General features: G+C 38.1%; 23 protein-coding genes and 1 pseudogene. 13 read left to right on the forward strand and 11 right to left on the reverse strand.

Annotated elements, in window-relative coordinates; all coding sequences use genetic code 11:
• Positions 1-554: 554 nt before the first annotated feature.
• The 4 genes and pseudogenes from A3Q34_RS08480 to A3Q34_RS08490 all read left to right on the forward strand — a co-directional run bounded on the left by A3Q34_RS08480 (position 555) and on the right by A3Q34_RS08490 (position 3,847).
• On the forward strand, positions 555-1,322 hold the full coding sequence (locus A3Q34_RS08480) for an AAA family ATPase (RefSeq protein ID WP_070374966.1): 768 nt from the start codon (positions 555-557) through the stop codon (positions 1,320-1,322).
• 76 nt (positions 1,323-1,398) lie between these two features.
• Positions 1,399-1,953, forward strand: a complete 555-nt coding sequence (locus A3Q34_RS08485; RefSeq protein ID WP_070374967.1) for a pyocin activator PrtN family protein — start codon at positions 1,399-1,401, stop codon at positions 1,951-1,953.
• A 318-nt stretch (positions 1,954-2,271) separates the two neighbouring features.
• A pseudogene (locus A3Q34_RS20880) lies at positions 2,272-2,770 on the forward strand (IS110 family transposase); the annotation flags it as partial.
• A gap of 393 nt (positions 2,771-3,163) precedes the next feature.
• Complete coding sequence (locus tag A3Q34_RS08490; protein WP_070374968.1) at positions 3,164-3,847, forward strand: hypothetical protein; 684 nt, start codon at positions 3,164-3,166, stop codon at positions 3,845-3,847.
• A 372-nt stretch (positions 3,848-4,219) separates the two neighbouring features.
• Here A3Q34_RS08490 and A3Q34_RS08495 read toward each other — a convergent pair whose 3' ends face one another.
• Together A3Q34_RS08495 and A3Q34_RS08500 are read right to left on the reverse strand one after the other, a co-directional pair.
• The gene (locus A3Q34_RS08495; protein ID WP_070374969.1) at positions 4,220-4,726 is read right to left on the reverse strand and encodes a hypothetical protein; all 507 of its coding nucleotides are present in this window, start codon (positions 4,724-4,726) and stop codon (positions 4,220-4,222) included.
• A gap of 350 nt (positions 4,727-5,076) precedes the next feature.
• Positions 5,077-5,631, reverse strand: coding sequence for a hypothetical protein (locus A3Q34_RS08500; RefSeq protein ID WP_157470913.1), 555 nt, complete (start codon positions 5,629-5,631; stop codon positions 5,077-5,079).
• A gap of 51 nt (positions 5,632-5,682) precedes the next feature.
• On the opposite strand from A3Q34_RS08500, the gene A3Q34_RS08505 reads away from it, so the two are divergent.
• On the forward strand, positions 5,683-6,570 hold the full coding sequence (locus A3Q34_RS08505; protein WP_070374971.1) for a site-specific integrase: 888 nt from the start codon (positions 5,683-5,685) through the stop codon (positions 6,568-6,570).
• The gene (locus A3Q34_RS08510; RefSeq protein ID WP_070374972.1) at positions 6,567-7,625 is read left to right on the forward strand and encodes an IS91 family transposase; all 1,059 of its coding nucleotides are present in this window, start codon (positions 6,567-6,569) and stop codon (positions 7,623-7,625) included. The genes A3Q34_RS08505 and A3Q34_RS08510 overlap by 4 nt, the downstream gene beginning before the upstream one ends.
• Before the next feature lie 268 nt (positions 7,626-7,893).
• On the opposite strand, the gene A3Q34_RS08515 is transcribed toward A3Q34_RS08510, so the two are convergent.
• Together A3Q34_RS08515 and A3Q34_RS08520 are read right to left on the reverse strand one after the other, a co-directional pair.
• The gene (locus A3Q34_RS08515) at positions 7,894-8,433 is read right to left on the reverse strand and encodes a DUF2059 domain-containing protein (RefSeq protein WP_157470916.1); all 540 of its coding nucleotides are present in this window, start codon (positions 8,431-8,433) and stop codon (positions 7,894-7,896) included.
• Between the two features lie 102 nt (positions 8,434-8,535).
• The gene (locus A3Q34_RS08520; RefSeq protein WP_070374974.1) at positions 8,536-8,772 is read right to left on the reverse strand and encodes a hypothetical protein; all 237 of its coding nucleotides are present in this window, start codon (positions 8,770-8,772) and stop codon (positions 8,536-8,538) included.
• 114 nt (positions 8,773-8,886) lie between these two features.
• On the opposite strand from A3Q34_RS08520, the gene A3Q34_RS08525 reads away from it, so the two are divergent.
• Positions 8,887-10,041, forward strand: a complete 1,155-nt coding sequence (locus tag A3Q34_RS08525; protein WP_070374975.1) for an IS110 family transposase — start codon at positions 8,887-8,889, stop codon at positions 10,039-10,041.
• 398 nt (positions 10,042-10,439) lie between these two features.
• On the opposite strand, the gene A3Q34_RS08530 is transcribed toward A3Q34_RS08525, so the two are convergent.
• Positions 10,440-10,700, reverse strand: a complete 261-nt coding sequence (locus A3Q34_RS08530) for a hypothetical protein (protein ID WP_197517670.1) — start codon at positions 10,698-10,700, stop codon at positions 10,440-10,442.
• A gap of 123 nt (positions 10,701-10,823) precedes the next feature.
• Between A3Q34_RS08530 and A3Q34_RS08535 the strand changes: the two genes are divergently transcribed.
• The 6 genes from A3Q34_RS08535 (at position 10,824) to A3Q34_RS08565 (ending at position 18,684) form a co-directional block, all read left to right on the forward strand.
• Positions 10,824-11,978, forward strand: coding sequence for an IS110 family transposase (locus A3Q34_RS08535; RefSeq protein ID WP_070374975.1), 1,155 nt, complete (start codon positions 10,824-10,826; stop codon positions 11,976-11,978).
• A gap of 496 nt (positions 11,979-12,474) precedes the next feature.
• A complete protein-coding gene (locus A3Q34_RS08540) occupies positions 12,475-13,362 on the forward strand; it encodes a site-specific integrase (RefSeq protein WP_070374971.1) in 888 nt (295 codons plus the stop codon).
• A complete protein-coding gene (locus A3Q34_RS08545; RefSeq protein ID WP_070374972.1) occupies positions 13,359-14,417 on the forward strand; it encodes an IS91 family transposase in 1,059 nt (352 codons plus the stop codon). Before A3Q34_RS08540 ends, A3Q34_RS08545 begins: the two co-directional genes overlap by 4 nt.
• A 674-nt stretch (positions 14,418-15,091) precedes the next feature.
• Positions 15,092-16,246, forward strand: a complete 1,155-nt coding sequence (locus A3Q34_RS08555; RefSeq protein ID WP_070373630.1) for an IS110 family transposase — start codon at positions 15,092-15,094, stop codon at positions 16,244-16,246.
• Positions 16,247-16,741: 495 nt separating this feature from the next.
• On the forward strand, positions 16,742-17,629 hold the full coding sequence (locus A3Q34_RS08560; protein ID WP_070374971.1) for a site-specific integrase: 888 nt from the start codon (positions 16,742-16,744) through the stop codon (positions 17,627-17,629).
• Entirely contained in the window at positions 17,626-18,684 is a 1,059-nt protein-coding gene (locus tag A3Q34_RS08565; RefSeq protein ID WP_070374972.1) for an IS91 family transposase, read from the forward strand. The genes A3Q34_RS08560 and A3Q34_RS08565 overlap by 4 nt, the downstream gene beginning before the upstream one ends.
• Positions 18,685-18,940: 256 nt before the next feature.
• Here A3Q34_RS08565 and A3Q34_RS08570 read toward each other — a convergent pair whose 3' ends face one another.
• The 6 genes from A3Q34_RS08570 to A3Q34_RS08595 all read right to left on the reverse strand — a co-directional run bounded on the left by A3Q34_RS08570 (position 18,941) and on the right by A3Q34_RS08595 (position 24,749).
• Complete coding sequence (locus A3Q34_RS08570; protein WP_157470918.1) at positions 18,941-19,483, reverse strand: hypothetical protein; 543 nt, start codon at positions 19,481-19,483, stop codon at positions 18,941-18,943.
• A 292-nt stretch (positions 19,484-19,775) separates the two neighbouring features.
• Positions 19,776-20,909, reverse strand: a complete 1,134-nt coding sequence (locus tag A3Q34_RS08575) for an IS91 family transposase (protein WP_070374979.1) — start codon at positions 20,907-20,909, stop codon at positions 19,776-19,778.
• Entirely contained in the window at positions 20,906-21,757 is an 852-nt protein-coding gene (locus A3Q34_RS08580; RefSeq protein ID WP_070374980.1) for a tyrosine-type recombinase/integrase, read from the reverse strand. The genes A3Q34_RS08575 and A3Q34_RS08580 overlap by 4 nt, the downstream gene beginning before the upstream one ends.
• Positions 21,758-22,464: 707 nt before the next feature.
• A complete protein-coding gene (locus A3Q34_RS08585; RefSeq protein WP_070374981.1) occupies positions 22,465-24,219 on the reverse strand; it encodes a replication endonuclease in 1,755 nt (584 codons plus the stop codon).
• Complete coding sequence (locus A3Q34_RS08590) at positions 24,212-24,511, reverse strand: hypothetical protein (RefSeq protein WP_070374982.1); 300 nt, start codon at positions 24,509-24,511, stop codon at positions 24,212-24,214. Before A3Q34_RS08590 ends, A3Q34_RS08585 begins: the two co-directional genes overlap by 8 nt.
• Positions 24,504-24,749, reverse strand: coding sequence for a helix-turn-helix transcriptional regulator (locus A3Q34_RS08595; protein WP_070374983.1), 246 nt, complete (start codon positions 24,747-24,749; stop codon positions 24,504-24,506). Before A3Q34_RS08595 ends, A3Q34_RS08590 begins: the two co-directional genes overlap by 8 nt.
• Positions 24,750-24,752 lie beyond the last annotated feature (3 nt).

Below are 24,752 nucleotides of genomic sequence, written 5' to 3' on the forward strand. Positions count from 1 at the left end.
ATTTTTAACAGACAAGCGATAAAAGGTAATGAATAAAAACAAATTAAGGAGAAAATTCAAGATATAAATCCACTACTTCTTGCTACATATGACTCGTCACACTTCGCTAAGATATTGCTTTCAGCAATAACATAGTAGATTAGTGCCCCTCACTGCCCTCTCGGGAGTGAAGCAACCATGTTTCGGGGAACTTCGGAGGTAAACACACCGAAACCTAGTTGCTTCACTCGCCTTGCTCTTTTCGGGGCACGTTTTATTTTTTCAAAATGCTATCACATAAAATAATCTTCGATATTTAATGCTACCGCGATTTATTACTTTTCTTGCGAAAAGGCTTTGTTTACTCAATGCTTTGCAACGAGTGTCTTTATTTAAGCTTTTCAAGTTAGACATACGTTAAACCAACGACCCCCTTCACAGGGGGCCGTTGGTTTAACGTATGTTCACTGGTGGCAAAAAAACTTTATTAATAATGATGCCTATAAACAGGAAGAATTTGTTGTAGCTGAAACTAATTATTGATTCCATTCGATAACAATTAAGAAATATTAAAAATGAAGCAACTTGCTTTTGATTTCGACACTACAACAAAAGAAAATAACATGATTAATGTAAATAATAATGCCAGTGATATATCCAATAAAACAAAAATTTCAACGTGTATTAACGAGATACTTAATAAAAAAATTATACCTCCTTGTGTAATCATCCCTAATTTTTTAGTTGGCGGTGAATCAACAATGCTTTGCTCACTGGCTGGAGATGCTAAAACATTTTTTTCTCAATACTCTGCAGCTTGTATAGCCACAGGTAGTAAGTTCTTAGGCACGACAATTGATGAGGCACAGTCAGTTTTATATATAGACTCAGAGCTAAGTGAATACCAGATCCAACAACGTTTTAAACTAATTTATAATTCATTAGGTGTTAGCCCCAAAGAAGGATTTCTTAAAATAATTCATAAACGAAGCTTTAAAGGTGGTATGCCTGATTTATCATCTAAGGCTGGATTTGAGAAGTTAAAGCCTGAAATTGAAAATTCAAAAGTGATCATTTTGGATAATATTTCATCACTATATCGTTCTGCAGAGGAGACTGTGCAAAATGACTGGAATTTTTATAATGACTGTTTAGATGAACTACGGGCGTTAGATAAAGCAGTTTTAGTATTACATCACACCGATAAACGTGCAGACAATAAAACAGTGATAAGCATTGTTAATACAAAAAATCGTCACTGTGCGAATGATGGCAATATGCTCAAATTCGAATTTGGAGCAATAGGAATTCAAGAAAAATTTGAGTTTAGAAAAATAATTTAAGCATAAGCCCTGATTTTGCAATAAAAGAGTTTCAAGAGAGAATTGCTTCAATATTTATAGAACCTAGAGCAAAAAATTGAAACTATCAGAAACTTTTGAACTTCTCATGCTTGAGCATGATGGTCAATTTCATATTCCTTTAAATTATGTTGCTACTCGATATTTTAAAATGGAATCTGCAGCCTTCAAAAAGCACCTGAATTCAGGTGCATTACCAAAAGATTTTACAAACTCCGTTGAGCTAAATGTTGTGCCAACACGCTCTTTAGCGAATTTATTTGAATACCTTAAAAAAGAAAAGGAACAAATTATAATGTGTAATAGAACTAAAAACTCACAAAAATCAAATGACATGACTAACGATTTAAATCCTATGGGCCGTTGGATGTTAATGTCATCATTAATGCAACAATATGGTACTGCAATCATACCTTATACTAGAATAGCTGCAGATTATTTAAATTGGAAATCTGAAAAAACCGCGATGGCAAAATATAATGACGGCACTGTTACCAAATTACAGCTTGTTACCATTCAAAGTAATGTTGGCCGTAAGCAACCCGTTTTTGTCGCGGTTCAAGATTTGGCAGACTTTCTTTTATCAAACCGAAATGTTGCCATTTTGAATTAACTAAAAACATATCATAGGGAATATTTTAGAAAGTATTCCCTATGATATGGCCACGTCCAATTCCAGTTCTACTTCTACTTAATAAAAATATTACCTCCTACCTATATAGCTTTGATAATTTACCACTTAAATTCGCTTAATATTATTCGGGTGGTGATAGGGATACATTGAGTTAAAATAATTTGATGTATACCATATAACCTATCCGAATTTTTATAATGGCAGAAAAAATTATAAAACATATAGTTAACCTCCCCCTTCTGACAAAACAAACTTGCAAATCTATTCTCCTGTATAAAAAAGGGATAATAAATAATTGAGGTTGCAAGTTTTCCGCTCTGCATTCTTGGCATGGAGGCCTGCTCTGGGACTAATTACTGGCCAGAGAGTTTACCAAACTCGGCCATGATGTGCGTATCATGGCATGAAAATTTGTTATTAATTACCGTAAAAATGATGCTAAAGCTATTTGTGAGCCGTTACTCGCACAAAAACACGACTTGTTAGTATCAAAAGCGAAGAACAACAAGGATAAACCAATTACGTGGTTTACTCGCTGAGTTTGACATTATTATGCCTAAAGGTCGCTACCCTGCACAAAAAGCCATTACGGGTATTTTAGAAAATAGTGAAAATAATTTACTCTTCCTGCCCTTGAATTATTTGCGATTTATGGCAAAGCATTAAAGGCCTAAATGAAGAAATATTCAAATGCGATAGAAAGCTACACGCACTAACGAACCAAATGAAAGACACAAAAAGTTTAATGAGTATTCCAGCTATTGGTGAAATTACCGCAACTGTGATATGTTCGAGCTTCTACTTTTAACGTTTTAAATTCAATAAATTACAAAAGTGTGTTATGTGTTGTGTTTCAGCATTCTAGTTGCCGAAAAGTAACCGTAACACAAATACTTATAAAGTCACACGTCCCTCAATTACCCTCTTCATTAGCTCCTATATAATAAAGAATGTAAGTATCTTTGAAAACCTACTAAACAAATACCAGATAGATTTACGTGTGATGTTGACAAAATAAAGTCCAAAGACATTTACTTGCACGCAAAAAGAACAATTCGTTCGTTTATCGAACAAGAACACAAATGTACGTATTAATCTATTGATTTATAGATGAACTTTTGTAAACTACCCGCTTTCTGTAACACAATGTTTCAGGGAATAAAAATAATAATTTAAAAGGAAAGATTTAATGAAGCATAAAATAATAATAGCTCTAGGAATGCTAGTTTTAGGTGGTTGTGCATCGACTACACCAACTAAAACTACAGAGCAAGCTTACATGGTTATAGATGTTCAAGGTGATTCTTCGATTCGAGAAAGTGTACTAGATACAGTAATCAAAACGGCTCAAGAAAACATGGATAGCTTGACTGTTAGTCGAGGTCTACCGCCATCATCTCTTCCTGAAAAAGCATCAAGATTTGAGCTAGTTAGTCCATTTGCAAATACTCAATTAGGAGGGATGATTAGCGGTTTCTCTGCTTTATCTCAAGCTTCCGGCGGTGCAAGTATGAAAATACCAAGCTGTAAAGATCCTATTCTTACTATGAAGTCAGATAGTTCAGTAAGGGGTTGGAGTGAAAAAACATCATTTTTTATCTGTGTAGTGCAATATAAGAAAGGTTATCATGTTGATGTTTACACTACATTTGAGAAACAAAGCGGAGGATTATCCGTTAATGCACTCAGCAGAACCTTAGCTAGTTCGTTGGTTGGTGACACAAGTCAAAAAATCCCTCAAACAATGAAACGTTTAAAAGATGCTTTAGCCTTATTAAAAACAGAAACGAAAGTTGTAGATAGTTATATTCCAACTAAATGGAAAGGCTTATTTGCAGATGATACCAGTGCATTAACAGCAGCTAGTGAATAAAATAAATCACTACCAATAATTGAATTAGAGGGGGTTATTATTCACCTCTCTAATTATTACTCTTAGCTATACCCATTCAGCCAATCTTTCAACCAATGGGGCTTATTACCATCATTCCTTATTTGCTGGATACCGTGATAATCATCACGAGAAGATATTATACCGCAGTAAACTCTATGCTTGTTCCACTTACCTAAAGCATAGTCCTTACAACGTACCACAGCAACTTAACTTGGTCTGTTAAGAGCGCCCGATTAATTTAGGCATAGTTACACTTAGAAAAAGAGTATCTGGCATCCTTGTTAGTGGCAAAATTTAGTTCGCTAAATTGTTGAAGAACGAAAACATTGTCCCTATTGAAAAGCTTGAAAATTAGTCTGAAGAACCGGAGTCATTCTTATCGTCTTTTTGATCCAAGTGTAGGGCAACCATGATAATAGTTGTAAATAATTCTGCGTCATTATTTGTTTCATGTACAAGAATATTATGAGTATCTCTTAAAGATAATATTTTGGATTTTGCTGAAGCAATACATTCATCTTTATATGAGATTTCAAACTTCAGATCCCAAACATTACCTTTAATTACTGCACCGTCATATAAACCACCCGCTACATTATATGCACGAGTCCATGAAAACAACTTTCGTTTTATTATGAAATCTCCTATTGTAGACTCGACATTCCAAGTAGGCGACCACGACCATAACTTTCTTTTTACTGTTGCAAGATCTTTAACACTGTTTTTTAGTGTCCAAATTGGACAAAATAAAGCAAACTCTCCCTTTGCTTCATAACATCGTTCTCCGTTTTCATCATCAATGAACATTTGCCCTTTTAAGCTGAATATTTTATTACTGATCGATAATACCGTTGACATTAATTACTCCTCTAATTGATATGCTCTTTCAAGCTAATGCCCTATTAATGACTTGCAGTAAGTTATATTAAGTTATTACTATTAAGTACTTACAATAAAAAAACCTAAGAGTCAGGTTTTATTTGTAGCACATGTGTAGCGTATTGATTTGCAAATTTATTGATTAAATAATATCACTAAAATGTCTCTAAATGCCACAAAGAAGACATTAGCACTAACAGGCTAAAATTGATTTTGGATTAGTTTTTGTATCGATAACGCCTCATTAAGAGGCAAAAAATAGTTGGTTAAAATAAGCGACGAAGGAGCAAAAACCAACTGTTTTTTGTCCTTTTGAATGACTTATATGCCTATTCGCGCCTTTTTAGATAAGCACCGATATAAGTGCCTTCGTGTGGGTCAAAGTAAATTTTCATTACGTTTAAATCATCACTGAATTTAACATACGTAGTTGTTTTTTGTCCCCGATAAGTATCGAAAGTACCATTACAACTAGGCTTATTATTGTATTCTATTACTTCATAAGACCACTCATAAAACCCATCATTACCGATTTTAGTTAAAGTATAGTTATCTATGGTCATTTCAGGTGAGCTTACAAATTTTATCGTGCCGTCAATTTTAAATTCGTATGATTCGTCGCAATAGTCAGAAACTAAATCCCAAACTCCGATTTCTATCGGTGAAACTGGATTTTTTATAGAAGCACATGAAGTAATCAATAAAATTAGCAGAAGTGAATATTTCAACGATGCATCCTTGGCATATAACGCCACATTAAGCGGCAAAAAATTGTTGGTTAAAATGTTGAACGGAGTGAAAACAACCAACTGTTTTTTGTCCGTTTGAATGCCTTGTTGAACGAAGCCGCTCTGCGGCAGAGTAGCTTTGTAACTACCTTCCATACTCAATAATAGCATTGTCACTTCGATGATGCGTTATTGGAGTATAACCCCATGAATCAATTACAAGAGCAACACTATAATTTTCTTTATGAACAACATCTTATCAACTTAAGACTACAAGGTAAACGTCCTTCAACCATTGATGCTTATGCCCGTGCAGTGCGTCGTATTACCGCCTTTTTTGATAAAACACCTGATACGTTAACCATGGCTGACTTAAAGCAATATTTCAACAGCCTCATTCAAACCCATTCTTGGAGCACTATTAAACTTGACCGTAACGGTTTGCAATTTTTTTACCGCTATACGCTCAATAAACAATGGGAGTGGCTTTCTATCGTCAAACCGCCGCAAGTAAAGCGCATCCCTGATATTTTAACGGTCAAGCAAGTCAGTGATGTGATTAATCAAACCAAGCAACTTCGCTATCAAGTGTTTTTTATGTCACTTTATTCTATGGGGTTACGCTTAAGTGAAGGGCTTAACTTAACCATACATGATATTGATAAATCGACAATGCTAGTGCATGTTCGTGAGGGCAAAGGAGGGAAAGACCGTATGGTGCCTATGCCTGAGCACACCCTATTAGCCTTGAGGAATTATTGGACAACACATCGCCACGCGCTCTTGATTTTCCCAGGCCTTCATGTAAATGCGAAAACACACATGGATAAAGGCGGTGTTCAAAAATCCTTAAAAAAAGTACTGCGTGATTGTCGTATTCAAAAGCTCATTAGCCCACATTCACTTCGTCATTGTTTTGCGACTCACCTACTTGAACAAGGGCTTGATTTGCGTTCTTTGCAGCAATTGCTTGGACACGCCAGTCTCAACACCACCGCACGCTACACTCAACTCACCAAAGTTAAACAACGTGATATGTCACGCGCCGTAAATAAATTAACAGATAAGCTCAACATTACATGGTCTGTAAAATGAGTACCTTTATCGATTTACTTCGTCAACATCATCAAGCCCTTGAAACTCAGTATAGCGTTAAATTAACACCTGATATGCGTCACGCGATTTTTGCCATGCTTTCATGTAAAACTGCCCAGCAAGGAAAATCCTTATGGGCTTGTTCATCTTGTGAGCATCATGATAGCCAAGCGCTTTCTTGTGGCAATAGACATTGCCCACAATGTCAGCAAAGTACAACGTCAACGTGGCTTGAAAGACAAAAGCAAAAACGTTTACCTGTTGAGTATTTCATGACAACGTTTACGTTGCCCTATGAATTGAGAGCATTAGCTCGAAGACGACCTAAGGCCCTCTATCAAATCATGTTTAGTGTCAGTGCCTCGATTTTAAAAGACTTTGCACAGTACAATAACTTAGGAAAAATTGGCTTTACTTCCGTCCTTCATACACATAATCGAAAACGTGACCTGCATCCTCATATACATATTATAGTGCCCAATGGCGGTTATGATGCAAAACGTAAACAGTGGAAGAAAGGCAAGTCGGGTTATTTGTTTAATGCTAAGACTCTCGCTAAGGTATGGCGAGCTCGAATATTTGAGGCAATTAACCAACATCATGATTTGTCACTGAAAAACATTAAAATCATGCCCAAGAAATGGGTCGTAGATTGTAGAAAGGTTGGCTATGGTCTGCCTGCTTTAAAGTATCTTTCAAGATACCTTTATCGCGGTGTGTTAGCGGATAAAGATATTATTCATCATGATAAAGACAATGTGACGTTTCGCTATATAGATAGCACCACTAAAAAAACAGACACTCACACATTGCCCACATTGAAGTTCCTATTACTTATCTTACGCCATGTATTACCTAAGGGATTACAGCGCGTGAGAGATTATGGGTTGTTATCCTCTGGCGCACGAAAGCTACGGCTATTGATACAGCTGTTACTTACCGAATTCACTCATGTTTTACCGCCGAGCATTACGCCAATAAAGCCCAAAGCAACACGGGTTTGTCCGTGCTGTAAGCATCATATGTTATGTACGGGCGTCATTAGGGCTGGCTAATAAAATAAGAAAATAAGGATAATGGTTTTCGATGTAGAACAAGAGGAACGATTAAAATCTATGAATAAGTAGCCAAATTAACGAAAAAAAACACTCGTTTTTTATTCTTTGGTTCAGTGCGCCTGGTATTTACATACCAGGCTAACCCACCTTGAAAATCAATCACGCTATTTACTATATAAAGCAGGCTCCGGGCTTGTCCAACACCCGAATAAGGTGTCGGCTGCGCGACACCTATTCTTATTTGTTAGCATGAAATTAAACCGAACTACTTGCCAGCTTTTTTGGCTAAATTTAGTAATTTTCTACTGTATATTTCAGTGGCATCATTATGTATTTTTACTGAGTCTTCATTCATCTTGGTTTGAAACTTTATATTAGCTTGAACATCCGCTTTAGCTATTTTTATACCTACAGGTGAGGAATAAAAAGCAATTGCTTGCAATAATTGCTCTTTGGATAAAAGGCTTTCATATTCTTTAGAAATAATTCTAAGGTAAGTCTCTACATTTATAGAATGGCAACCAGAATCATAATACTCTTTATAAATAGCGACTAATTCCGGCCATTCATTTGATGATTCATTAAATCCATAAAAATAATTTGGTTCATTAATAAGAAGACTTTCAGGAGTAATATATTCATTGCCTTTCAGACAAGTTTCGATAACATTTTCAAATTGTTCTTTATAATTTAGATGTTCCACTAATTTATCTGAATATTCATTACCTTGAACATTATTTACAAAGTGGCTTAACACGATTAATGCTACAAATTTTCGAATTGAGTACATGCCTATCCCTTTCATGCTAACGCCACATTAAGCGGCAAAAAATTGTTGGTTAAAATGTTGAACGGAGTGAAAACAACCAACTGTTTTTTGTCCGTTTGAATGCCTTGTTATAGGGTTTTACTCCCAACCCCAGTCAGAATATGTTTCCTTAAAATTTTCAACATCCGTTTCATATTCACCCCATTTCATATACTCGTAGTATTTTGTCATGGCTTCAAAGTGGGATTTTGCTTCGCAAGTCCATACGATTTTTCCATCAGGTTCTACGATGTTTTTTCTAACATCATCACCTTGCTTACCTGCTAAACAGAAAGTAGATAATCCATCACCATAATGCCAAAGCTCATGCTTCATTCTAGAACCCTATAGACACAATGACCCCCCACAAGGTGCTAGCCTCTAAATGTGGGTTAGTTTTACAAACCAGAGCCATAATATATGTGTCAACATTATCAAACAGAGGCTAGCATGATAAAACATAACATACTTTTCATTGGCTTAGATACCCATAAAACATTTACTGAAGTCGCTTATATTGAAGACCAACGTGGCGCTAAATCAACTCATCTAGGTAAAATACTCAGTAATAAAGCCGCCTTTAAAAAACTCGCACGACAATTACAATCAAAATATCCAGATGCCACACTTCATTTTGTTTACGAAGCAGGTCCTTGTGGCTATTGGATTTACCGCTTTCTCACCAGCCTTAATCATTGTTGCTATGTCATCGCACCTTCTCTTATCCCTAAAAAACCAGGAGATAAAATCAAAACCGATAAACGTGATGCGCTCAAACTTGCAAAGCTGCTCAAGTCTGAAGACTTAACATCTATCTATGTCCCTGAGCCCGAAGATGAAGCCGTACGGGACTTATCTCGGGCACGAGAAACAGGCATGAAAGACTTAAAGGATGCTAAATATCAACTTAAAGCATTGTTGTTACGTAACAACATTAACAGCAAAATAAAAGATAACTGGTCATTACAACATTTGCGTTGGCTCGCTGAATTAGTATTACCTCATCCTTGTCAGCAAATTGTTTTGCAAGAAGCGGTTTTAACCATTACTGAACGACTAAAACGCTTAAAAAGGCTGGATAATGAATTAACACATCAAGTGAAAAACTGGCGGTTTTATCCTGTAGTTAAAGCGATACAGGCGCTCCGTGGTGTGAGGTTATTAGTCGCCACAGGAGTGATTGCCGAACTAGGTGACTTATCACGGTTCGACCATCCCAGAAAATTAATGAGTTACCTTGGTCTTGTACCAAGTGAACATTCAAGTGGCGATAAACGCCATTTAGGTGCTATTACCAAATGCGGTAACAGCCGTGCAAGACGACTACTGGTCGAAGGTGCACATTCGTATAAACACAACGCCAATATTTCAAAAGAAATGCAATTAAGACAAGAAGGCTTAAGCAAAGAAATTATTGATATGGCTTGGCAAGCTCAACTGAGGTTGTGCCGCCGCTATCAACGACTCATGCATAAAGGCAAACATCGTAATGTGGTCGTTACGGCCATCGCCAGAGAAATGATCGCTTATATTTGGGCTATTTCTCGCGAGGTAGTGCTACCAAAAATTGATGTGAAGCTAAGAATATCGAGAGTACCTGCATGAATAAAAGTTTTGAGTTAGCGCATGGGATCAAGCATCGGGTGTGGCACAATCACCGACGGCGTTAGGACGGCAATAGCCTAACGGCTATTGAACCGCGAACATAGACTGAAGACAGGTGCCACGACGAAATGAGTAAGGTAGGCGCTGCTAGCAAACAAGTTAGTAATCCACGAATATCAGCATGATAACCGACGAAATTACTTGCTTCATTCTATGCGTTAACTCACTTAATACTAAAAGTGAATACAATGGTTCTGAAATTAATGAACAAGGATCAGTGTATTTAACTTGACGTGGGGAGTCATACCAACGCCCCACTAAGAGGCAAATGATAGTTGGTTATAATAGAGAGCGAAGCGAACAAAACCAACTGTTATTTGTCCTGCTTGAGTGGCTTGTTATGTGTTTGTGCCACCAAAGTCGTTCATCATTTTATTTAATAATGGTAGTGATGGATTTACCTCAAAAGAATCAGGATCATTTTCAAACAACATTTCGATATAGTTATGTATAACCCTATATTCTCTAATATTATTAATACGACCTCGCTTTAAAATATGACTAACTTGAAAGCGGAAAACTTTGCGATCTAAAACAATATACCCAAACTTAAATGATAGAAATAATAGAACGATTATAAAAGCAACTAACATTTCCAAAACTACCAACCTTTAAAACACATAGACACAATGACCCCCACAAGGTGCTAGCCTCTAAATGTGGGTTAGTTTTACAAACCAGAGCCATAATATATGTGTCAACATTATCAAACAGAGGCTAGCATGATAAAACATAACATACTTTTCATTGGCTTAGATACCCATAAAACATTTACTGAAGTCGCTTATATTGAAGACCAACGTGGCGCTAAATCAACTCATCTAGGTAAAATACTCAGTAATAAAGCCGCCTTTAAAAAACTCGCACGACAATTACAATCAAAATATCCAGATGCCACACTTCATTTTGTTTACGAAGCAGGTCCTTGTGGCTATTGGATTTACCGCTTTCTCACCAGCCTTAATCATTGTTGCTATGTCATCGCACCTTCTCTTATCCCTAAAAAACCAGGAGATAAAATCAAAACCGATAAACGTGATGCGCTCAAACTTGCAAAGCTGCTCAAGTCTGAAGACTTAACATCTATCTATGTCCCTGAGCCCGAAGATGAAGCCGTACGGGACTTATCTCGGGCACGAGAAACAGGCATGAAAGACTTAAAGGATGCTAAATATCAACTTAAAGCATTGTTGTTACGTAACAACATTAACAGCAAAATAAAAGATAACTGGTCATTACAACATTTGCGTTGGCTCGCTGAATTAGTATTACCTCATCCTTGTCAGCAAATTGTTTTGCAAGAAGCGGTTTTAACCATTACTGAACGACTAAAACGCTTAAAAAGGCTGGATAATGAATTAACACATCAAGTGAAAAACTGGCGGTTTTATCCTGTAGTTAAAGCGATACAGGCGCTCCGTGGTGTGAGGTTATTAGTCGCCACAGGAGTGATTGCCGAACTAGGTGACTTATCACGGTTCGACCATCCCAGAAAATTAATGAGTTACCTTGGTCTTGTACCAAGTGAACATTCAAGTGGCGATAAACGCCATTTAGGTGCTATTACCAAATGCGGTAACAGCCGTGCAAGACGACTACTGGTCGAAGGTGCACATTCGTATAAACACAACGCCAATATTTCAAAAGAAATGCAATTAAGACAAGAAGGCTTAAGCAAAGAAATTATTGATATGGCTTGGCAAGCTCAACTGAGGTTGTGCCGCCGCTATCAACGACTCATGCATAAAGGCAAACATCGTAATGTGGTCGTTACGGCCATCGCCAGAGAAATGATCGCTTATATTTGGGCTATTTCTCGCGAGGTAGTGCTACCAAAAATTGATGTGAAGCTAAGAATATCGAGAGTACCTGCATGAATAAAAGTTTTGAGTTAGCGCATGGGATCAAGCATCGGGTGTGGCACAATCACCGACGGCGTTAGGACGGCAATAGCCTAACGGCTATTGAACCGCGAACATAGACTGAAGACAGGTGCCACGACGAAATGAGTAAGGTAGGCGCTGCTAGCAAACAAGTTAGTAATCCACGAATATCAGCATGATAACCGACGAAATTACTTGCTTCATTCTATGCGTTAACTCACTTAATACTAAAAGTGAATACAATGGTTCTGAAATTAATGAACAAGGATCAGTGTATTTAACTTGACGTGGGGAGTCATACCAACGCCTTGCTAAGCGGCGCAAAATAGTTGGCTAAAATGTGCGAGGAACGAAGCGCAGCCAACTGTTATGCGTCCGTTTGAGCAACTTGTTGAACGAAGCCGCTCTGCGGCAGAGTAGCTTTGTAACTACCTTCCATACTCAATAATAGCATTGTCACTTCGATGATGCGTTATTGGAGTATAACCCCATGAATCAATTACAAGAGCAACACTATAATTTTCTTTATGAACAACATCTTATCAACTTAAGACTACAAGGTAAACGTCCTTCAACCATTGATGCTTATGCCCGTGCAGTGCGTCGTATTACCGCCTTTTTTGATAAAACACCTGATACGTTAACCATGGCTGACTTAAAGCAATATTTCAACAGCCTCATTCAAACCCATTCTTGGAGCACTATTAAACTTGACCGTAACGGTTTGCAATTTTTTTACCGCTATACGCTCAATAAACAATGGGAGTGGCTTTCTATCGTCAAACCGCCGCAAGTAAAGCGCATCCCTGATATTTTAACGGTCAAGCAAGTCAGTGATGTGATTAATCAAACCAAGCAACTTCGCTATCAAGTGTTTTTTATGTCACTTTATTCTATGGGGTTACGCTTAAGTGAAGGGCTTAACTTAACCATACATGATATTGATAAATCGACAATGCTAGTGCATGTTCGTGAGGGCAAAGGAGGGAAAGACCGTATGGTGCCTATGCCTGAGCACACCCTATTAGCCTTGAGGAATTATTGGACAACACATCGCCACGCGCTCTTGATTTTCCCAGGCCTTCATGTAAATGCGAAAACACACATGGATAAAGGCGGTGTTCAAAAATCCTTAAAAAAAGTACTGCGTGATTGTCGTATTCAAAAGCTCATTAGCCCACATTCACTTCGTCATTGTTTTGCGACTCACCTACTTGAACAAGGGCTTGATTTGCGTTCTTTGCAGCAATTGCTTGGACACGCCAGTCTCAACACCACCGCACGCTACACTCAACTCACCAAAGTTAAACAACGTGATATGTCACGCGCCGTAAATAAATTAACAGATAAGCTCAACATTACATGGTCTGTAAAATGAGTACCTTTATCGATTTACTTCGTCAACATCATCAAGCCCTTGAAACTCAGTATAGCGTTAAATTAACACCTGATATGCGTCACGCGATTTTTGCCATGCTTTCATGTAAAACTGCCCAGCAAGGAAAATCCTTATGGGCTTGTTCATCTTGTGAGCATCATGATAGCCAAGCGCTTTCTTGTGGCAATAGACATTGCCCACAATGTCAGCAAAGTACAACGTCAACGTGGCTTGAAAGACAAAAGCAAAAACGTTTACCTGTTGAGTATTTCATGACAACGTTTACGTTGCCCTATGAATTGAGAGCATTAGCTCGAAGACGACCTAAGGCCCTCTATCAAATCATGTTTAGTGTCAGTGCCTCGATTTTAAAAGACTTTGCACAGTACAATAACTTAGGAAAAATTGGCTTTACTTCCGTCCTTCATACACATAATCGAAAACGTGACCTGCATCCTCATATACATATTATAGTGCCCAATGGCGGTTATGATGCAAAACGTAAACAGTGGAAGAAAGGCAAGTCGGGTTATTTGTTTAATGCTAAGACTCTCGCTAAGGTATGGCGAGCTCGAATATTTGAGGCAATTAACCAACATCATGATTTGTCACTGAAAAACATTAAAATCATGCCCAAGAAATGGGTCGTAGATTGTAGAAAGGTTGGCTATGGTCTGCCTGCTTTAAAGTATCTTTCAAGATACCTTTATCGCGGTGTGTTAGCGGATAAAGATATTATTCATCATGATAAAGACAATGTGACGTTTCGCTATATAGATAGCACCACTAAAAAAACAGACACTCACACATTGCCCACATTGAAGTTCCTATTACTTATCTTACGCCATGTATTACCTAAGGGATTACAGCGCGTGAGAGATTATGGGTTGTTATCCTCTGGCGCACGAAAGCTACGGCTATTGATACAGCTGTTACTTACCGAATTCACTCATGTTTTACCGCCGAGCATTACGCCAATAAAGCCCAAAGCAACACGGGTTTGTCCGTGCTGTAAGCATCATATGTTATGTACGGGCGTCATTAGGGCTGGCTAATAAAATAAGAAAATAAGGATAATGGTTTTCGATGTAGAACAAGAGGAACGATTAAAATCTATGAATAAGTAGCCAAATTAACGAAAAAAAACACTCGTTTTTTATTCTTTGGTTCAGTGCGCCTGGTATTTACATACCAGGCTAACCCACCTTGAAAATCAATCACGCTATTTACTATATAAAGCAGGCTCCGGGCTTGTCCAACACCCGAATAAGGTGTCGGCTGCGCGACACCTATTCTTATTTGTTATGTGCAATTACTGCCAAAACCCCAATTCCCAGCCTGATAAAAAAAACTGAAAAATCAATAAAACTGCTGTGAATAAAGCCAATTTCTTACGTGTTTTATAGCGTGTTATAAAATACCCAAGTAGTAATAAGTCGTAAAGAACTATAACAATTAATAACAGTAAGGATATCCAACTTCCTAATGATAAGTGTGTTCCATGAATATCAAAAATATAGTCAAAAGGGACAATAAATAACTTGGGTTCTATACCAATCAAAATACCAAAGATTGGAAGAATGAAAAATTTGATATATCTACTCAAAGTCTGAAACCCATTTGCACATAGACACAATGACTCCCCACAAGGTGCTAGCCTCTAAATGTGGGTTAGTTTTACAAACCAGAGCCATAATATATGTGTCAACATTATCAAACAGAGGCTAGCATGATAAAACATAACATACTTTTCATTGGCTTAGATACCCATAAAACATTTACTGAAGTCGCTTATATTGAAGACCAACGTGGCGCTAAATCAACTCATCTAGGTAAAATACTCAGTAATAAAGCCGCCTTTAAAAAACTTGCACGACAATTACAATCAAAATATCCAGATGCCACACTTCATTTTGTTTACGAAGCAGGTCCTTGTGGCTATTGGATTTACCGCTTTCTCACCAGCCTTAATCATTGTTGCTATGTCATCGCACCTTCTCTTATCCCTAAAAAACCAGGAGATAAAATCAAAACCGATAAACGTGATGCGCTCAAACTTGCAAAGCTGCTCAAGTCTGAAGACTTAACATCTATCTATGTCCCTGAGCCCGAAGATGAAGCCGTACGGGACTTATCTCGGGCACGAGAAACAGGCATGAAAGACTTAAAGGATGCTAAATATCAACTTAAAGCATTGTTATTACGTAACAACATTAACAGCAAAATAAAAGATAACTGGTCATTACAACATTTGCGTTGGCTCGCTGAATTAGTATTACCTCATCCTTGTCAGCAAATTGTTTTGCAAGAAGCGGTTTTAACCATTAATGAACGACTAAAACGCTTAAAAAGGCTGGATAATGAATTAACACATCAAGTGAAAAACTGGCGGTTTTATCCTGTAGTTAAAGCGATACAGGCGCTCCGTGGTGTGAGGTTATTAGTCGCCACAGGAGTGATTGCCGAACTAGGTGACTTATCACGGTTCGACCATCCTAGAAAATTAATGAGTTACCTTGGTCTTGTACCAAGCGAACATTCAAGTGGCGATAAACGCCATTTAGGTGCTATTACCAAATGCGGTAACAGCCGTGCAAGACGACTACTGGTCGAAGGTGCACATTCGTATAAACACAACGCCAATATTTCAAAAGAAATGCAATTAAGACAAGAAGGCTTAAGCAAAGAAATTATTGATATGGCTTGGCAAGCTCAACTGAGGTTGTGCCGCCGCTATCAACGACTCATGCATAAAGGCAAACATCGTAATGTGGTCGTTACGGCCATCGCCAGAGAAATGATCGCTTATATTTGGGCTATTTCTCGCGAGGTAGTGCTACCAAAAATTGATGTGAAGCTAAGAATATCGAGAGTACCTGCATGAATAAAAGTTTTGAGTTAGCGCATGGGATCAAGCATCGGGTGTGGCACAATCACCGACGGCGTTAGGACGGCAATAGCCTAACGGCTATTGAACCGCGAACATAGACTGAAGACAGGTGCCACGACGAAATGAGTAAGGTAGGCGCTGCTAGCAAACAAGTTAGTAATCCACGAATATCAGCATGATAACCGACGAAATTACTTGCTTCATTCTATGCGTTAACTCACTTAATACTAAAAGTGAATACAATGGTTCTGAAATTAATGAACAAGGATCAGTGTATTTAACTTGACGTGGGGAGTCATACCAACGCCCTACTAAGCGGCGATAAATTGTTGGCTAAAATTGCGAGGAACGAAGCTAGCCAACTGTTTAGCGTCCGTCTTGAGTAGCTTGTTGAACGAAGCCGCTCTGCGGCAGAGTAGCTTTGTAACTACCTTCCATACTCAATAATAGCATTGTCACTTCGATGATGCGTTATTGGAGTATAACCCCATGAATCAATTACAAGAGCAACACTATAATTTTCTTTATGAACAACATCTTATCAACTTAAGACTACAAGGTAAACGTCCTTCAACCATTGATGCTTATGCCCGTGCAGTGCGTCGTATTACCGCCTTTTTTGATAAAACACCTGATACGTTAACCATGGCTGACTTAAAGCAATATTTCAACAGCCTCATTCAAACCCATTCTTGGAGCACTATTAAACTTGACCGTAACGGTTTGCAATTTTTTTACCGCTATACGCTCAATAAACAATGGGAGTGGCTTTCTATCGTCAAACCGCCGCAAGTAAAGCGCATCCCTGATATTTTAACGGTCAAGCAAGTCAGTGATGTGATTAATCAAACCAAGCAACTTCGCTATCAAGTGTTTTTTATGTCACTTTATTCTATGGGGTTACGCTTAAGTGAAGGGCTTAACTTAACCATACATGATATTGATAAATCGACAATGCTAGTGCATGTTCGTGAGGGCAAAGGAGGGAAAGACCGTATGGTGCCTATGCCTGAGCACACCCTATTAGCCTTGAGGAATTATTGGACAACACATCGCCACGCGCTCTTGATTTTCCCAGGCCTTCATGTAAATGCGAAAACACACATGGATAAAGGCGGTGTTCAAAAATCCTTAAAAAAAGTACTGCGTGATTGTCGTATTCAAAAGCTCATTAGCCCACATTCACTTCGTCATTGTTTTGCGACTCACCTACTTGAACAAGGGCTTGATTTGCGTTCTTTGCAGCAATTGCTTGGACACGCCAGTCTCAACACCACCGCACGCTACACTCAACTCACCAAAGTTAAACAACGTGATATGTCACGCGCCGTAAATAAATTAACAGATAAGCTCAACATTACATGGTCTGTAAAATGAGTACCTTTATCGATTTACTTCGTCAACATCATCAAGCCCTTGAAACTCAGTATAGCGTTAAATTAACACCTGATATGCGTCACGCGATTTTTGCCATGCTTTCATGTAAAACTGCCCAGCAAGGAAAATCCTTATGGGCTTGTTCATCTTGTGAGCATCATGATAGCCAAGCGCTTTCTTGTGGCAATAGACATTGCCCACAATGTCAGCAAAGTACAACGTCAACGTGGCTTGAAAGACAAAAGCAAAAACGTTTACCTGTTGAGTATTTCATGACAACGTTTACGTTGCCCTATGAATTGAGAGCATTAGCTCGAAGACGACCTAAGGCCCTCTATCAAATCATGTTTAGTGTCAGTGCCTCGATTTTAAAAGACTTTGCACAGTACAATAACTTAGGAAAAATTGGCTTTACTTCCGTCCTTCATACACATAATCGAAAACGTGACCTGCATCCTCATATACATATTATAGTGCCCAATGGCGGTTATGATGCAAAACGTAAACAGTGGAAGAAAGGCAAGTCGGGTTATTTGTTTAATGCTAAGACTCTCGCTAAGGTATGGCGAGCTCGAATATTTGAGGCAATTAACCAACATCATGATTTGTCACTGAAAAACATTAAAATCATGCCCAAGAAATGGGTCGTAGATTGTAGAAAGGTTGGCTATGGTCTGCCTGCTTTAAAGTATCTTTCAAGATACCTTTATCGCGGTGTGTTAGCGGATAAAGATATTATTCATCATGATAAAGACAATGTGACGTTTCGCTATATAGATAGCACCACTAAAAAAACAGACACTCACACATTGCCCACATTGAAGTTCCTATTACTTATCTTACGCCATGTATTACCTAAGGGATTACAGCGCGTGAGAGATTATGGGTTGTTATCCTCTGGCGCACGAAAGCTACGGCTATTGATACAGCTGTTACTTACCGAATTCACTCATGTTTTACCGCCGAGCATTACGCCAATAAAGCCCAAAGCAACACGGGTTTGTCCGTGCTGTAAGCATCATATGTTATGTACGGGCGTCATTAGGGCTGGCTAATAAAATAAGAAAATAAGGATAATGGTTTTCGATGTAGAACAAGAGGAACGATTAAAATCTATGAATAAGTAGCCAAATTAACGAAAAAAAACACTCGTTTTTTATTCTTTGGTTCAGTGCGCCTGGTATTTACATACCAGGCTAACCCACCTTGAAAATCAATCACGCTATTTACTATATAAAGCAGGCTCCGGGCTTGTCCAACACCCGAATAAGGTGTCGGCTGCGCGACACCTATTCTTATTTGTTAGGCAAATTATTCACCCATATTGATTTTAAAGCAGTTATCTCTATCTATTTCTAAATTGGAAAAATCGCCGTTAATCGATGCAGACGTAAAGTTTATAGAACTTAAGTTTGGCCTATTAGTAAATCCAATATTTAACTTTACCGTTCCTACGGCAAAACAAAGTACGTCATTTTCAATGTGATAAACTGTACCAGATTTACCTGCATTTTCAGGATCCGCAAAAATCAATTCATGCCCTGTAGTTCCGTCTTTATTTATGACTTGATAACCTAAACGCATAGGGTAATGTGAATTAACATCATGACTTCTATTTGCCAGTGTTTCACAATTAGAATCATCATAAACTGCCCACCCAATACCACTATAACCACCAGAATCAAATTCAATAACTACTTTATGATATTGGTCATCACTAGGATCCATATTCTCTAAGCATTGTTGATATTCTATAACTGAAGGAAAGATATTTTGGGCTAGTTTCTTAGATTCAGTATCTTCATCACAAGCACTTAAAATAATAATTAGTAAACACACAACTACTCTATTCACGCTGCATCCTTGTAAAGTTGCCTAACAATTAAGCATTTATCTCTTGTCGAAGCATGAGAGATAAATGTCCTGTTGGACTGAGCCGCCTGGCACAGTCTATATGGTTTTTGTTTATTGAGTTATTTCTGTAGTAGGAAGGGGATTATCCATAAATTGAATTTTCAATAGCTCCCTTACTCTATTTTGCTCAACGTTATCAAGCCAGTTTACCTTATCAGGGGCTTTATTCAAGACAAACGAAGCCTCTACTATCGCTTTTTTCAACGCATAATTAACAGATTACACCACTCAACTAGATCGTTCGAAACTGCGCTAACGGTTTGTTCGGCAATAGAATTCCTATCAAGATCATCCCTGCATGATGACATCTTGGGCATTCAGGTCCTATTTCATCCTTTACTCTGTCTGTGATATCGTCTTCAAGCTTCTCTATCTCTTTATCTAAGCTTTTCCTAATGAGGATTAACGATTTACGCCTTATTGAATTAGCCATGAATCCGTAATAACGCAGCCGCATAAAACCTTTGGGCAGAACATGTAATAAAAATCGCCTTATCAACTCTGCCGGAGATAAATCCATATGAGTTGTCTCATTGGTACGATAGTCCTTGTAGCGCATTAATACGTTATTTTCGCCCCTTAAAGATAAACGACTTTCACTAATGCCTACGCGATTACAGTAACGTGCTAAATAGTTAACCACTGTATCGGTATGACCAATGGTAGGTTTGCTATAAACATTCCATTTCAACCGAGCTGTTTGATTCAATACTTGCGTAATAGTTGGTTGCTCTAATCGATGAAGCTCACCTGCGTTGGCTTGTTCCTCTAAACCATTCAGCATTTTCCCTCTGAACTTCACTGATAAAGCTTTTACAGGAAATAAATAGTGGGCCTTGCGACTATTGCACCATTGCTTGTCTTGGGTTAATACTCCACTTGGAATGAGGCAGTGCAAATGAATATGCCTACACAAGGTTTGACCCCAAGTGTGTAACACCGCCAACATACCCAACTGACCCTCCATATGATGTCTTGCATTTGCAAATTCACTTAATGTTTCCCAGACAGCCTTGAATAGCGTTTTATAAAGTATCTCAGGATGTAATGTTGCCCAACCATTAAACTGATGCGGTAAAGTGAATACCACATGGTGATAAGCGACAGGGAGTACATCCGCTTGTCGTTTACGTAACCATTGCTCTCGTGCTTTACCTTGGCACACCGGACAATGTCGGTCACGACAAGAGCAATACCACTGGGTATCTTGTTCACAGTGATTGCAGTGCCATTGATAACTGCCCATCGCTTGAGTTCGACAATCCTGAAGGTGATGCAACACTTGCCATTGCCTTGGTGTGATGGTTTTCTTCTCAAGGTGTGGTAGTCCTTGTGCGATAATTTGCTGAAGCAATGAGCCGTTCATGATTGTTGCTCCAGTTGCTTGAGTAAATCAAATTGTGCTCCGTCCACCGCTTGATAATGGGGTAGCCAATGGGTATATCGCACGGTAGTTCGGATATCTTTATGCCCTAAAATATGCTGTAACTCCGGTAGTGGCATACCAGCCATTAGCTGATGCGTAGCAAAAGCATGCCGCAAGGCGTGTATACCGCCTATTTTTAAAATCCCCGCATCTTTTTTCGCTTTGTAATAAGCTTTTTGTAATGACGATTGATGTAACGGTTTATCTTCTCCAGGCTTAAAAAACAGGTAAATGATGGGATGAAGACCTTGCCAATAAAGTCGTAGCTGGTGTAGCAATGATTCAGATACGGGGATACGCCTGTCCTTAGCCCCTTTGGCTTGTTGAAGATGTATAACCTTCTCTTCACCCGCTATATTTTTTACCTTGAGCGAGCAGACTTCACTAAGGCGTAAACCACAGCCATAGCACAACATGATCATCATGCGATATTTAGGATTGTGGCATATATCAATGATCCGCTTCACTTCAGATACACTTAATAGCTCAGGGATCTTCTGCTCTCGCTTCATCGGCGGTAATAATTGTTCACCGAATGTTCTCCCTAGCACTTGACCATAAAAAAAGTTCAACGCATGAAACGCCTGTGCACATGAACTTGACGATAAATGGCGCTCTAGGGTTAATGACCAAAGGTACTTTTTTAACTCACTGTCTTGCAATGAATCAGGGGAGCGATGGGTATGTTTCGCCAAGTCGTAAACCCAACGAACATAGGCTTGCTGTGTTCTAATTGAAAAGTGTCGTACTTGCATACAGTCAAGTAACTGTTGTCTTAGTGGTGTCATAACTTGCCTCCAAAAAAGGTTGAGTAGCAAGTTAAGTGTGGTTGAAATGCAGTGATATGTCAGGGAGTTGGCACTCCCCGCGAAGCGGTTTAGTTCAACAGTTTATTATGGAGACTTCTCAGTAATGTCCGTCCCATAAATATTATTTAATTGACATTAATATCCCATAATTTCATAGCTTTAGGAAATACAAATTTTGTATTTTTGTCAGAACTTGGATATTACTGAGACTTAGCAGTAATATCCAATATAAAATCCGGGGTTATTACACATAAAATCAATGAATTAGGATATCATCTGGGTGTTTTTAGATTATTACTAAGACTTCTCAGTAATATGACACAGTCAATTCATTAGAAAATATATCGCAAATATTTTGAAGCTAACTTCCGCTTAGCGCACGCAGAAGACCTAAGCCCACAATAATTTCATAATTTGTTTGAATGATTTTCTAAGGTTTACTTATGCCCCTTTTTTATCATTCCAATATTGATGATTAGTACAGTTATTTACAGAACTCCAAGTAAAAGCATCTTTGCCATTCTGGCAGGCGACTAACTAAAGCCTAAAAATTTCTATCGTTGATTTTTTTGATTGAAGCTAAAGCCTATTTGATAACTAAAGCCCTTTTTGAAAGGTATTTATACGTAAAATTTTATTACAAATATAGTTAAAGCCCTAAACATAGCTTTAGAGGGGTAAAGGTATTATAAAACCCGCTGTAGTCTCCATGACATCGTTCGCGTGATGAAGGCTTTACCTTCAAAGATTAACCCTTTCACTTTTGTGACAAGTTCACCGTCATAATAACTTTGTGAGCATTCCCCCGTATCAAAATTTATATTTACATCATAATGCAATTTAATCGGATGATTTCTAGTCGGGGTGAATATTCCCCCCATCGCTTTGATATAGCCATTCCAATTACTTGTATCAGCTGCAACACGTGCTTTCTCAAGAATTGAGTCAGGGAAGATTGAGGCTTTTAATCGTCTCAATTCACGCCATACAGATACACTGGCACCGCCAATCTGTTGAAACTGACGAATACACCAACACGACGCCCACGCATTAATACGTATCGCTGTAGTGATTGAGTCATTACCAAATTTGTCTTTAACAAGCCCTTTCCCGTCAATATTCTTGACGATGTACTTCATAATATATCCAGTGGCATTTTTCTTTGGGTCTACTTTTTTAAAGTCACAACGATTTTCTAATGCGCCTTTTTCATCTCCGTCTTCTTGAAGTGAATATAAACGAATAATTTGTTCAAGATTTTTAAGACTAGTAGGCTCTGTGAAAAACAAACAGTGCCAATGTGGCGTTCCATCGTGTTGAGGCTCTACAACCCTAAAGCCATAAATAGAAATGTTTTTCCGTTTTAGCTCGGCTCGTATTCTCGACCAAACTTTATTTAAATAACGTTGAGCTTCATCTGGCATTGAACCATCCCATTTAGGATTTTTAGCGCCTGACTTTGAATAAGCACGATGGAATTTTGAAGGGCACGTAATGGTGACAAATAAACCGTCATGACCGAACTCTTCCGATAAGTCTTCAAACCCCCTACAACGATTGATTAACTCCGCTTTTTTCACTTCTGGATTAGAAACATTCATATCGGATATTTCTTTTAATGAAAATCGCTGACCTTCATCATTAATAATATAATGTGAGCTTAATAGTTGTTCATTTCTCGCTATCTGTGTCAGGCGATTTTTTGTGGTGATATCACTTGAGTAAATTTGTTTTTTACTATTTACGAGATTAAGCAATATCGCCGCTTTTTCATTTGCTTGATTTATCATTGTTCTTATACGTCTTAACCACCAACGATTATCCGCTAGTCGTTTTAAGCAACCTGATACTTTAATAATGTTAGTTGACTTAGGTGGCTCAATATTGAATGTCGTTACATAACGAGCAAGGTATTCGTATACGAAACTGCGCTCCTCTTGAGTGAAGTTTTTGTATAGGGTAGAAATTCCGTTAACGGAATTGAGTGAGCGAGACTTTTCGTTAACGGAATTTTTAGATAACGGATTTGTCCTTATATCGCCTTTATTTGTTCTGTTTTTTCCGTTAACGGTTTTATCATGCTGTAACGTTAAGAAGGTTTCGTTTTGTGGGTCAATAATAACCTTTCTACAATATGTCGAACATTCTTTAGCAAGCGTCTGGATATTATTATCGTGAGAAAAAAATAAGTGTGATAATTTCTTTGGTAGTAAAGCGTACAAATCATCCGTCGATTTACGTATATAAATATTGCGTTCTTTAACGGTTTTTTGGTCAAAACCATTTTTCAAAATAATGGCCTGTATTGAATATGAAAACATAGATAAGCGTTGAATCAAGAAGTCATCATTGAGCTTATCTGTCCCCGTTAAATAAGGCGCTATTACTTCATGAACAACAGCGCCTTCAATACAAGATACAATTTTAGATTTATTAAACATAACAATCTGCTGTCATGTTTAATGTTAATAGTTTTCCTGCATCTGTTATCGTGTATCGCGTCCACTCGAGACCACAATAATAAACCGTATCAAAGTCAACAAGCTTATTTGCCGCTAATGCCTGTAAGGTTCTGATATCAAATTTATATCGTTCCCCTTTCTCATCCTTATAGTTATGCAAACCATTATAAAGAACATCATGTAAATGGTGGTCACTTGTGACTTCAAAGAAACTAGACGGTAAGGTTAACCATAGAAGTAACCTAAACTGCTCTTTGCTTAATTTAGGCATGGGAATCTCCCACAGGCTTTTGCCCTAAATGTTCCATTCGATAAAAACTGTTTAGCCAATTATCCAAATCGTCTTTTATATAACGAACGGCGCGACCAATTTTAATAAAGGGTGGAGCTGGGGTTCTATTTTCGCGGTTTCCTTCCATACGTGATTGACGTAAGAAAGAACGACTCATACCGATATATTCGGCGGTTTCTATTTCTGATAATGCGCGTTTGTTTTGTGTTGTAGGCATAAT

It is taken from the genome of Colwellia sp. PAMC 20917 (genome assembly GCF_001767295.1).
GTDB lineage: Bacteria > Pseudomonadota > Gammaproteobacteria > Enterobacterales > Alteromonadaceae > Colwellia_A.